The 11,680-nt window shown below is 66.5% G+C and carries 12 protein-coding genes and 1 pseudogene; 6 read left to right on the forward strand and 7 right to left on the reverse strand.

The window, feature by feature from the left end:
* Positions 1-50 precede the first annotated feature (50 nt).
* Positions 51-1,055, reverse strand: coding sequence for an oxygenase MpaB family protein (locus AWC31_RS00305; RefSeq protein ID WP_085141786.1), 1,005 nt, complete (start codon positions 1,053-1,055; stop codon positions 51-53).
* A gap of 82 nt (positions 1,056-1,137) precedes the next feature.
* On the opposite strand from AWC31_RS00305, the gene AWC31_RS00310 reads away from it, so the two are divergent.
* Positions 1,138-1,722 carry a TetR/AcrR family transcriptional regulator gene (locus AWC31_RS00310; RefSeq protein ID WP_085141788.1) on the forward strand — a complete coding sequence of 195 codons (585 nt, stop codon included), beginning with the start codon at positions 1,138-1,140 and terminating at the stop codon, positions 1,720-1,722.
* Between the two features lie 6 nt (positions 1,723-1,728).
* Here AWC31_RS00310 and AWC31_RS00315 read toward each other — a convergent pair whose 3' ends face one another.
* From AWC31_RS00315 to AWC31_RS00325, 3 genes are all read right to left on the reverse strand, one after another.
* A complete protein-coding gene (locus AWC31_RS00315) occupies positions 1,729-2,169 on the reverse strand; it encodes a hypothetical protein (RefSeq protein ID WP_085141790.1) in 441 nt (146 codons plus the stop codon).
* Positions 2,170-2,326: 157 nt separating this feature from the next.
* Positions 2,327-2,755: a hypothetical protein gene (locus tag AWC31_RS00320; protein ID WP_067846464.1), complete on the reverse strand. Its 429-nt coding sequence runs from the start codon at positions 2,753-2,755 to the stop codon at positions 2,327-2,329.
* Positions 2,756-2,898: 143 nt separating this feature from the next.
* Entirely contained in the window at positions 2,899-3,333 is a 435-nt protein-coding gene (locus AWC31_RS00325; RefSeq protein ID WP_067846467.1) for a hypothetical protein, read from the reverse strand.
* A gap of 225 nt (positions 3,334-3,558) precedes the next feature.
* Here AWC31_RS00325 and AWC31_RS00330 point away from each other — a divergent pair, with 225 nt between their 5' ends.
* The 4 genes from AWC31_RS00330 (at position 3,559) to phoU (ending at position 8,955) form a co-directional block, all read left to right on the forward strand.
* Entirely contained in the window at positions 3,559-4,563 is a 1,005-nt protein-coding gene (locus tag AWC31_RS00330; RefSeq protein ID WP_067846471.1) for an acyl-ACP desaturase, read from the forward strand.
* Positions 4,560-5,735: a tRNA dihydrouridine synthase DusB gene (gene dusB, locus AWC31_RS00335; protein ID WP_085141792.1), complete on the forward strand. Its 1,176-nt coding sequence runs from the start codon at positions 4,560-4,562 to the stop codon at positions 5,733-5,735. The genes AWC31_RS00330 and dusB overlap by 4 nt, the downstream gene beginning before the upstream one ends.
* Positions 5,736-5,978: 243 nt before the next feature.
* Positions 5,979-8,210: an LCP family protein gene (locus AWC31_RS00340; RefSeq protein WP_085141794.1), complete on the forward strand. Its 2,232-nt coding sequence runs from the start codon at positions 5,979-5,981 to the stop codon at positions 8,208-8,210.
* Between the two features lie 76 nt (positions 8,211-8,286).
* Positions 8,287-8,955: a phosphate signaling complex protein PhoU gene (gene phoU, locus AWC31_RS00345; protein ID WP_067846480.1), complete on the forward strand. Its 669-nt coding sequence runs from the start codon at positions 8,287-8,289 to the stop codon at positions 8,953-8,955.
* 7 nt (positions 8,956-8,962) lie between these two features.
* Here phoU and AWC31_RS00350 read toward each other — a convergent pair whose 3' ends face one another.
* Entirely contained in the window at positions 8,963-9,472 is a 510-nt protein-coding gene (locus tag AWC31_RS00350; RefSeq protein WP_085141802.1) for a MarR family winged helix-turn-helix transcriptional regulator, read from the reverse strand.
* Positions 9,473-9,551: 79 nt separating this feature from the next.
* Between AWC31_RS00350 and AWC31_RS00355 the strand changes: the two genes are divergently transcribed.
* On the forward strand, positions 9,552-10,526 hold the full coding sequence (locus AWC31_RS00355) for a quinone oxidoreductase family protein (protein WP_085141804.1): 975 nt from the start codon (positions 9,552-9,554) through the stop codon (positions 10,524-10,526).
* Position 10,527: 1 nt separating this feature from the next.
* Here AWC31_RS00355 and pstB read toward each other — a convergent pair whose 3' ends face one another.
* Positions 10,528-11,304: a phosphate ABC transporter ATP-binding protein PstB gene (gene pstB, locus AWC31_RS00360; protein WP_085141796.1), complete on the reverse strand. Its 777-nt coding sequence runs from the start codon at positions 11,302-11,304 to the stop codon at positions 10,528-10,530.
* A 9-nt stretch (positions 11,305-11,313) separates the two neighbouring features.
* Positions 11,314-11,604, reverse strand: a pseudogene (locus tag AWC31_RS00365) (phosphate ABC transporter permease PstA); the annotation flags it as partial.
* Between the last annotated feature and the right edge of the window lie 76 nt (positions 11,605-11,680).

An 11,680-nucleotide genomic window follows, 5' to 3' on the forward strand; every position in this document is an offset into this window, starting at 1 on the left:
TCCTGCACCAAACCACGGCGCAAGGTACAGCGGTTAACGCATTCGGTACATCAAACCTCGGGACAGTAATGCCACGGATTTCCGCGGGCGTCCAGCGGCGGCAGGTTGCGCGCGGGCGTCTCGCGCAGTGGCGCGTCGGCCGGAAGACGGCCGGTCGCACGGTCCCAGCCCGCCCGCGCGCGGGGATGCATGCGGCGACGCTTGGGCAGCATCTTGAACGTGTAGTGCACGAGTTTGCCGAACAGCCGGTGCAACTTCTCGTCACGCTCGGACCACGTGTAGCCCATCAATTCGCGCACCGGCGGGTCATAGAGGCCGACGGTCACCCAAACGGCGAACGGCCCCAACAGTTTCAGATTGAGCTTCCAGAGTGGATCCGGAATCCATTGCAGCGACGGATGTTTCGGCATGGTCGACAGGTCGAGCACCTCACGCGCGGCATAGTTGTTCTCGAGCACGTTGCGGCACATGTGATCCCAGTAGACCTGGAACTCCTCCCAGGTCTTGGGGACCGGTCGCATGCTCATGCCGTACTGGCGATACCAGGTGATGTGCTCGTCGAACAGCTGGCGCTTCTGATCCTCGGTGAGACCGCCGCCGAAATGCTCCGCGGTGAGGATCGTGCCCATGAAGAACGTGGAGTGCGCCCAGTAGAAGACGTCGGGGTTGAGTGCGCTGTAGCGACGTCCCAAGGAGTCGACGCCCTTGATCCCGATGTGGTAGTCGCGGACCTGGGCGCCGGTCTGCGGTGCGCGGTCGCCGTCGAACACCACGCCGCCGATCGGATACAACGACCGCAGCAGCCGTGGGAGGCGCTCGCGGAAGAAGATCGAATGCTGCTCGACGGCTGCGCCGAGCTGCGGGTGCATGTTCTGCATGGACCCGGCCCACGGGCCCTGCAACAGACCGCGCCAGTCCCCGAAGATCTGCCACGTGAGCGAATCCGGGCCCAGCACGTCGGGCAGCGCCTCGTAGCCGCCCGATGCGGGGCATCCCGCTGCGAGCGCAGCGGAACCGCTGGTCACCGGGCACGTCTCAGAAGTATCTTGTGTCACAGATGCACTTTCTGCCGGCAGGGTCAGCTAGCCTGATCCGATTTTGACTACACACGTTGTCATCAAGAGCTTAGGAGTACATGTGCCGTCCGGTCAACGACGCGGCCGATGGTCAGGCGTTCCGCTGCGCGAGCGCACGGCCCTTCGCCGCGACGAGCTGATCGCTGCCGGGGTGAAATTGCTCGGTGATGCCCAGGGCCCGGCACTGACGGTTCGTGCGGTTTGCCGGGAGGCTGAGCTGACCGAACGGTACTTCTACGAGAGTTTCACCGACCGCGACGGCTTCGTGCGGGCCGTGTACGACGACGTCTGCGCCAGGGCGATGTCGGCGCTGACCTCGGCGGCAACACCACGTGAGGCGGTGGAACGGTTCGTCGCGCTGATGGTCGACGACCCCGCCCGCGGGCGGGTGCTGTTGCTGGCACCGGAATCCGAGCCGGTGCTGACACGGTCGGGCGCCGAGTGGATGCCGAACTTCATCGATCTGCTGCAGCGCAAGCTCACCCGCATCGCCGACCCGGTGCGTCAGGCGATGGTCGCGACCAGCCTGATCGGCGCCCTGACGGCGTTGTTCACGGCCTACCTCAACGACCGGCTGCCGGCCACCCGCGAGCAGTTCATCGACTACTGCGTGGACATGCTGCAGGGCCGGGTGCCGAGTTTCTGAGCCGACCTACTCGTCGGGCGTGCTGACCTCGGCCAGTTCGCCTTCCTCGGCGGAGGCGGCCTCATCCGCGGCGGCCTTGGCCTCACGGCCGAGCGGGCTGGCGATCGAAGCACCCGGATTGACGGCCGTGGCATGGTCGCCTGCGCAGTTCAGCGACAGCTGCACGACGTCCTCGGTGTGCTCCCAGTAGACGTCGTCGGTCATCGGCACGAGCGGCCTGGTGTCCCAGGCGTTGGTGACGATGCACTCGTCCTTCGGCAACCGGCCGCCGACGGTCACCGCCACGCGCGGCGTGCCGCCGGCGTCCTCGATTGCCGACGCGGCGTCGGCATACGGCTGACCCACGACATCCGGGGCCGCCGACGCAGCTCCCGCGCCGGCCAACGCGACTGCGAATCCCGCGGCTGACGTGCCGAGAACACTTCCGAGCACACTGACGATCTTCATTTGGCCCGACCTTCCCCATCCGGTGATCTCTCCCGGAGATGGGGCGGCCAGCGCCTTCGGTAGTGCTCTCAGTCGCCCCACGGCCCGCGACGCAGGTCGCGGACTCCAGGAGCTAGCTGAATTCTAACCGTCAGGGCGATTGACGAACCGAAAACTTTTACTCGTCGGGCGTGCTGGCCTCGGCGAGCTCTTCCTCCTCGGCGGCGGCTGCCTCGTCGGCAGCGGCCTTGGCCTCCCGGCCGGCCGGGCTCGCCAGCGAGGCACCCGGATTGGTCGCGGAGGCGTATCCACCGTCGCAGTTGAGAGACAGCATCACTTCACCGTCGGCGTGCTCGTACTCGTCGCCGGCATCGCGCACGAACGGCGCGTCCCAGGCGTTGGTGACCACGCACTCGTCCTGCGACAACTTGCTGCCGACCGTGACGGCGACCTTGGGCTCGCCGCCGTCATCCTCGATCGCCGAGGCGGCGTCTTCGTACGTCTGACCCACGACATCAGGGGCGGCAGCCGCGATACCTGCTCCGAACAGGCCAGCCGCCCCAAAAGCGATGGCTGCTCCAGCTCCGGCAACGACGAGCTTCTTCATATGCGCCCGGCTCCTCACGGTCATTCCACCACTGCACCAAACGGCAGTCCGCGAGGAGATTACCGAGCAGACCGCACGAAAGACGGTTGCGCAGAAGGGAACTGTGCGTGAACGCTCAGTGTGAACGGGGCGAGCGCCCGGACTTACTCGTCGGGCGTGCTGGCCTCGGCGAGCTCTTCTTCCTCGGCCGCGGCCGCCTCGTCGGCGGCGGCCTTGGCCTCGCGACCGGCCGGGCTCGCGACCGAGGCACCCGGGTTGGTGGCCGTGGCGTGGCCGCCGTCGCAGTTCAGCGCGACCATGACCTCACCATCGGCATGCGCGAACTCGCCACCGTCGTCGCGCATGAACGGCGCGTCCCAGGCGTTGGTGACGATGCAATCGTCCTGCGACAGCTTGCTGCCCACGGTCACCGCCACCTTGGGGGTGCCGCCGTCGTCCTCGATCGCCGTCGCGGCATCCGAGTAGGTCTGACCCACGACATCGGGCGCTGCGGCGGCAATACCGGCGCCGAGGAGGGACGACACGGCCGCACTGGCAGCAACCGCCGCTCCGGCCCCGAGAACGATGAGCTTCTTCACGTGTGCCCAACCTCCGAGTCTGGGTATTCGGTATCTGTTCGATGAACGTTTGGTTGTGATCTCTTGACGTTCCCGCGGATCGTACCGTCATCCCCCGCGTGGCGCAGCGCTGATGTGAGACGGCCGGCGTAACTTGATGTCACCGGGTTACACAGATATATTGACTGCAACCAACAGGTACAGATAACTGGGCGGCGTCTCCGGACGCGAGGAGGGTAAGGACCTATGACGAAGGAACTCACCGACCTACAGCTCCTGCACGAGCTTGAGCCCGTCGTCGAGACGGCCATCAACCGCCACATGCGGATGCGCAAGGACTGGAACCCGCACGACTACATCCCGTGGTCGGACGGCAAGAACTACTACGCCCTCGGCGGCCAGGACTGGGAGCCGGGGCAGTCGAAGCTGTCCGAGGTCGCCCAGACCGCGATGGTGCAGAACCTGCTCACCGAGGACAACCTGCCCTCCTACCACCGCGAGATCGCGATGAACATGGGCATGGACGGCGCATGGGGCCAGTGGGTCAACCGCTGGACCGCCGAGGAGAACCGGCACGGCATCGCGCTGCGCGACTACCTCGTCGTGACCCGCGCCGTCGATCCGGTCGAGCTTGAAGAACTGCGCGTCGAGCAGGTGACCCGCGGCTTCTCCCCGGGCCAGAACATGCAGGGCGACCTGTTTGCCGAGAGCCTGTTCGACTCCGTCATCTACGTGACGTTCCAGGAACTGGCGACCCGCGTCTCGCACCGCAACACCGGCAAGGCCTGCGACGAGCCCATTGCCGATCAGCTGCTGCAGCGCATCTCCGGTGACGAGAACCTGCACATGATCTTCTACCGCGACGTCAGTGCGGCCGGGCTGGACATCGCCCCCAACCAGGCGATGGCCTCGTTGCACCGGGTGCTCGACAACTTCAAGATGCCCGGCTATACCGTGCCCGATTTCCGCCGCAAGGCCGTCGTCATCGCCGTCGGTGGTGTCTATGACCCGCGCATCCACCTGGACGACGTGGTGATGCCGGTGCTCAAGAAGTGGCGCATCTTCGAGCGCGAGGATTTCACCGGTGAAGGCGCGCGCCTGCGCGACGACCTTGGCCGGCTGGTCGAGGAGCTGGAGGATGCCTGCGACAAGTTCGAGGTGGCCAAGCAGCGCCGGCTGGAGCGCGAGAAGAAGGTCGCCGAGAAGAAGGCCATGAAGAACCTGTTGGTGACGACCTCGTCGACGGCATGACCCTGACGGCACCGCCCGCCGATACGACCCGATCTGGCCTCCAGATCGGGTCGATCGCATTGCGCAGCCCAGTCGTCCTCGCGCCGATGGCCGGGGTGACCAACGTCGCGTTCCGCACCCTGTGCCGCGAGCTCGAAGTGGCGCGGGCAGGCACCGTCAGCGGTCTGTACGTGTGCGAGATGGTGACCGCGCGCGCGCTCGTCGAGAGTCACCCGGTGACCATGCACATGACGACGTTCGCGCCCGACGAGTCACCGCGGTCGCTTCAGCTCTACACCGTGGACCCGGAGACGACCTACCGGGCCGCGAAGATGATCGCCGACGAGGGCATGGCCGATCACATCGACATGAACTTCGGCTGCCCGGTGCCCAAGGTCACCAAGCGCGGCGGCGGCGCTGCCCTGCCCTACAAGCGCCGGCTGTTCGGCCAGATCGTCGCCGCAGCCGTGCGCGCGACCGAGGGCACGGACATCCCCGTCACGGTCAAGTTCCGCATCGGGATCGACGACGCACACCACACCCACCTCGATGCCGGCCGGATCGCCGCCGAGGAGGGCGCGGCCGCGGTCGCCCTGCACGCGCGTACGGCGTCGCAGCGGTACTCCGGCACCGCGGACTGGGACCAGATCGCCGCCCTCAAAGCACACGTCACGACGGTCCCGGTGCTCGGCAACGGTGACATCTTCGAGGCCGATGACGCGCTGGCGATGATGGCGGCCACCGGCTGCGACGGCGTGGTGATCGGCCGCGGCTGCCTCGGGCGGCCCTGGCTGTTCGCCGAGCTGTCGGCGGCCTTCAACGGCCGGCCGATCCCGACCCCGCCGACGCTCGGCGAGGTCGCCGACATCGTGCGCCGCCACGGCGAGTTGCTGAGCGAGCACTTCGGCGAGGACAAGGGCATGCGTGACATCCGCAAACACGTCGCGTGGTACCTGCACGGCTTCCCGGCCGGGGCCGATTTGCGTCGTTCCCTGGCTCTGGTCAAGACGCTGCGCGAGCTCGACGAACTGCTCGACCAAGTGGATCGCGACGCGCCGTTCCCGCCCGCCGCGACCGGCCCCCGGGGCAGGCAGGGCTCGGCGGCTTCGGTCTCGCTGCCCGAGGGCTGGCTCGACGATCCCGACGACTGCGCGGTGCCCACCGGCGCCGACGTCATGCACTCGGGAGGCTGATCCCCATCGGCGATCGCATCGGCCATCGAGACAAACTCGAGACGGGTCTGTCATCTCTCGTGACTGGCTGTCTCTCAGGATGGCTCAGTACGATGAGGATCCTGTCGCGGCTGACGCAATCGCCCCTCAAGTAGCGCAGCCACGCACACTGCTGCTAGAAGATTTAGGGGTCAGCACTAGCAGCGCCAGGCAGATTGACGCGCACCGACGCGCACTATCCATGGAGTCGGAGGCCGATAGGACATGAGTGACGGCGAAAACGCCACTCCTGGCCGTCGGCGCCACCGTGCCCCGGAGGACGGCTCCGACAACCAATGGATTACCCGATCGCCACAGCCTTTACCAGGCGCCGCGCCGTGGGAACGCAGTGATCGCGTGCAACCCGACGACGTGACACCCGACGAGCCCACCGGAAGCCATGCCGACGGCGTCACCGTCGCCGATCTCATCGCCAAGGTCGCCGGGACCGCGCCCGAGAACGCGCCGCGGCGCTCCCGTCACCGGCTCGAACCGGAGCCCGAGCCTGAACCGGAGCCCGAGCCGACACCGGAGCCCGAGCCCGCGTTCCAACCGCAGCCCGAACGACCGGCCGAACGGACCGAGGTTCTTGAGCCGGTGCGGTACGAGCCCGAGGACTATCCGCCGGACTACCCGCCCGACGTCTACGAACCGCAGGCATTCGCGCCCGCGGAGTTCGTACCGGCCCCCGCGCCCGTGCGCGACCCGGACGCGATGGAGACCGAAGTCATCCCGGCGGTTCGCGACCATCCTGATCTGCCGGACACGCACCGGCCCTCGTGGCGGCCCGGCCGCTCGCCCCGGGCAGACGAGCCGGTGGACGACCTCGAGGACTTCGATGAGCTCGAGGAGCGTGATCCGGCGTCGCGCCGCAAGGTCATGCTGGCGGGACGGGCGATCGCGGCCCTGATCGCCGTGCTGACGCTGGTTCTGACCGGCGGTGCGTGGCAGTGGCAGACGTCGAAGAACAACCTGCTCAACAAGGTCGCCGCGCTCGACCCGAACTCGCGCGACATCATCGACCCGAACGCTCAGTTCGGTGACGAGAACTTCCTGATCGTCGGCGTCGACAGCCGGTTCGGCGAGAATGCCGACATGGGCGCGGGCGACACCGAGGACGCCGGCGGCGCACGTTCGGACACGATCATGCTCGTCAACATCCCCGCCAATCGGGAACGTGTCGTCGCGGTGTCGTTCCCGCGCGATCTGGAGATCAGCCCGATCGAGTGCGAGCCGTGGAACGCCGAGACGGCCACGTACGGTCCGCTCTACGACGAGGAATCCGGCACCTACGGCCCAGACCAGGTCTACACCGAAACGAAGTTGAACTCGGCGTTCGCCTTCGGCGGGCCCAAATGCCTCGTGAAGGTCATCCAGAAGATGTCCGGCCTGTCGATCAACCGCTTCATGGCCGTCGACTTCGCCGGGTTCGCGAAGATGGTCGACGCGCTCGGCGGCGTCGAGGTGTGCAGCACCACGCCGCTGGAGGACTACGAGCTCGGCACCGTCCTGGCCAACGCAGGCCGCCAGACCGTCGACGGCCACACGGCTCTCAATTACGTGCGGGCCCGCCAGGTCACCACCGAGTTCAACGGCGACTACGGCCGGATCAAACGCCAGCAACTGTTCCTGTCGTCGCTGTTGCGGTCACTGATCTCCAAGGACACGTTCTTCTCGCTGAACAAGCTCAACAACGTCGTCAACATGTTCATCGCCGACAGCTACGTCGACAACATCAAGACCAAGGACCTCGTCGACCTCGGACAGTCGGTGCAGGGCGTCAACGCCGGGCGGATCACCTTCGTGACGGTCCCGACCACCGGCTATGCCGACGAATGGGGCAATGAGCAGCCTCGCATCGAGGACATGCAGGCGCTGTTCGACGCGATCATCAACGACGACCCGTTGCCCGGCGAGAAGAACCCGGACAACACGCCCGTGCCCGGCACGCCGGAATCCGCCACGTCGTCCGCACAGGCATCGCAGGCACCGGAGACGACCACCGAGGCACCCGCACCCACCGCGCCGGAACCCGCCGAGCTGGTGAACGCCATCACCACCGAACCGCAGCATGTCACCGTCCAGGTCTCGAACTCGACCGGCCAGAGCGGGCTCGCGGCAACCGCCGCCACCGAACTGCAGCAACATGGATTCAACGTGAACACGCCGGACGACTACCCGGGTCCGCTCGCGTCGACCACGGTGTTCTTCTCCCCCGGCAACGAGGAGGCGGCCGCGACGGTGGCATCCTCGTTCCCGAACCCGACCATCGAACGGGTCGGCGGCATGGGCGATGTCGTGCAGGTCGTGCTGGGTAGCGACTTCAACGCCGTGAATGCGCCCACCCCGAGCGGTTCGCCCGTACAGGTGAACGTCGTGCACGGCACCAACAGCCCGCCGACCCATCTGCCCGAGGACCTGAACGTCACGAACGCCGCGGACACGACCTGCGAATAGTCCGGTGAAGGGCATTCACTGTCCGTTCACTCATGGCGTCGTGACTATCAGGCCTCTGACCGCCTAATCTTGGTGCATGCGTACCCAGTACCACGAACAATTGGATTCACTCACAGACCAGCTCGGCGTCATGTGCGAGTTGGCGGGTACCGCGATGGAGCGCGCAACCCAGGCACTCCTGCAAGCCGATCTCGTACTGGCCGAGCAGGTCATCACCGACCACGACCAGATGACGGCACTCAGCGCGCAGGCCGAGGAATCCGCATTCGTGTTGCTGGCCCTGCAGGCGCCGGTGGCGGGGGATCTGCGTTCCGTCGTCGGTTCCATTCAGATCGTGGCAGACGTCGACCGCATGGGGGCCCTCGCGCTGCACGTGGCGAAGATCGCGCGGCGCCGGCACCCCCAGCACGCGCTGCCCGAGGAGGTCAACGGCTACTTCTCGGAAATGGGCCGGGTCGCAGTCGAATTGGGCCACGCCGCCCGCGAGGTGTTGATCACCCGCGATCCGGAGAAGGCCGCTCGGATCCAGGAAGAAGACGACGCGATGGACGATCTTCATCGCCATCTCTTCACCGTCCTGATGGACCGGGAGTGGAAGCACGGCGTGACCGCCGCGGTCGATGTCACGTTGCTGAGCCGGTTCTACGAGCGATTCGCCGACCATGCGGTCGAGGTCGCCCGTCGGGTCATCTTCCAGGTCACCGGAACCTATCCGGACGGCGAGAAGGTCGCCAACCAGCACTGATGCGGGTTCAGTCCGCCGGCACCAGGCGGACACCCACTTTCTGCGCGGCTGCGAGGTCGCGCAGAACTTTTGTCAGCACCTGCAGTTCAGCAGTGCTGTAGTGCATCAGGAAATCGGCGAACCCCCGGTTCATCTCCTCGTGGAGCTGCCGGTGCACCTCCGCGACGAGTTCGCCATCGGCGCTCAGTGCGAGCTCGATCTCCTTGCGGTTGCCCGGGATCGGCGTTCGGGTCACGAGCCCGGCGTCGACGAGTCGCTGGACATGTTTGGACACCGTGCCCTTGAGCTGACCGGACCTGGCGGCCAGGCCGACCACGCTCACCGGTCCGTCGGCGATGGCTGCCAGCAGGTGCATCGACAGCGTCGGCAGCGTCCGCACCCGAGCTGACAGCTCGGCCGGGCACCGTTGCGCCATGAAGTCGCGCTCGGCGTCGCCGTCCTCGTCGCCGTCGAACTTGTCCCCCACCGCGGCGAGCAGCTCGGTGATGTCCTCGACCAGCGCCATCTTGGTTTTCACGGAAACCATATTGCCATCCCGTCGTGCGCAGGTATATCGTTTCCATAGAAACAATATCCGTGGAAACGATGGAGTGATCATGAAGGCAGCAGTTGTCACGCAATGGGGCGAAACACCCACATACACCGACGTTCCCGACCCGCAGCCGCGCGACGGAGCCGAGGTCGCCGACGTCGAGGCATCCGCACTGACCAACCTCACCCGCGGTCTCATGACCGGAAAGCACTACGCCAGCAAGGAAATTCAATTGCCCGCGATTCCGGGCGTCGACGGTGTCGCCCGCCTCGCCGACGGGCGCCGCATCTACACGGGCGCACTTCCCCCGTACGGCATGATGGCGCAGCGCGCGCTGGTCAACCCCACGGGCGGCGTCGAGGTGCCCGAACATGTCGATTCGGTGGTCGCGGCGGCCGTGCCGAATCCGGGCATGTCGGCCTGGATGGCACTGTCGTATGCCGCGGCGGTCAAGCCCGGCGACCATGTCCTGGTGTTGGGCGCCACCGGCGTGACGGGCTCGATGGCGGTGCAGCTCGCCGGATCAGCGTTCGGCGCTGCCAGGATCGTGGTGGCCGGCCGCGACACCGCCCGCCTGGAGTGGTTGCGGACCGCGGGCGCGCACGACGTCATCGCGCTTGGCACAGACGATCTCGGCGCAAGGGTGGCCGAACTACACGCGCAGCGGCCCTTCGACGCCGTGCTCGACTATCTGTGGGGCGAACCCGCCGAACAGACGTTGACCGCGCTGGCCAACAGCCACCCGGCGGCGCATCACCACGCCACGCGCTTCATCCAGATCGGCTCGATGGCAGGCCCGGCGCTCAACCTCGATGCGGGCGTGCTGCGCAGCACCGGAATCACGTTGTGCGGCGTGGGCATCGGCAGTGTCCCGCCTGAGGTCATGGTGCAGACCCGCGCCGAAGCGTTGCCGAAGCTGTTCACCATGGTCGCGTCGGGCGAACTCCAATTACGCACACAGGCCCGGCCGCTGTCCGACGTCGAGCGGGTGTGGACAGCTGCCGGGCCTTCGGGCACGCGCGTGGTGTTGACGCCCTGACTCAGCCGAAGCGGCCGGAGATGTAGTCCTCGGTCGCCTTCTGGTTCGGGTTGGAGAAGATCTTCTCGGTGTCGTCGATCTCGATGAGCCGGCCGGGCTTGCCGGTGGCCTCGAGGTTGAAGAACGCCGTCTGATCACTCACGCGGGCGGCCTGCTGCATGTTGTGCGTGACGATGACGATCGTGTAATCCAGCTTGAGCGTGGAGATCAGATCCTCGATCGCCAGCGTCGAGATCGGGTCGAGCGCCGAGCACGGCTCGTCCATCAGCAGCACGTCGGGCTGCACCGCGATCGCGCGGGCGATACACAACCGCTGCTGCTGACCACCGGACAGGCCACCGCCCGGCTTGTCGAGGCGGTCCTTGACTTCGTTCCACAGGTTGGCGCCCTTGAGCGAGCGCTCCGCGACCTCGTCGAGCGTCTTCTTGTTGCGCACGCCCTGCAGCTTCAGGCCGGCCACCACATTGTCGCGAATCGACATGGTGGGGAACGGATTCGGACGCTGGAACACCATGCCGATGGTCTTACGCACACCCACCGGGTCGACGCCTGCGCCGTAGATGTCCTCGCCGTCGAGCAGCACCGAGCCCTCGACCCGCGCACCGGGGATGACCTCGTGCATGCGGTTGAGGGTGCGCAACACGGTCGACTTGCCACAGCCCGACGGGCCGATGAACGCGGTCACGCTGCGCGGTTGCACCGACAACGCGACGTCGGCGACGGCGTGGAACGCACCGTAGTAGATGTTGACGTCTTTGAGATCTAGCCGTTTGGCCATGGGGAGCTCCTAAACCTTCTTGGGGGCAAAGACTTTTGCGAGGACTCGCGCACCGACGTTGAGCAGCGCGATCAGCAGAATGAGCGTCAGCGCCGCGCCCCAGAGTCGATCGGTGGGCACCGGGTTCGCGCCCGCGCCAGCCGAGATCTGGTCGTACATCATGCCGGGCAACGAGCCCATGAAACCGCCGAACATGTCGAAGTTCATCGCCTGCGCATAGCCGACCAGGATCAGCAGCGGCGCCGTCTCACCCATCACGCGGGCCAGCGACAGCATGATGCCGGTCACGATGCCCGAGATTCTATCTCTAGACAGAACTGTTGTTAGCGTGCTCCGACAGAGACGCATACACAGTGGTGATCGGGCAATTGTCTGA

Source organism: Mycolicibacterium wolinskyi, assembly GCF_002101965.1.
GTDB classification, from domain to species: domain Bacteria; phylum Actinomycetota; class Actinomycetes; order Mycobacteriales; family Mycobacteriaceae; genus Mycobacterium; species Mycobacterium wolinskyi.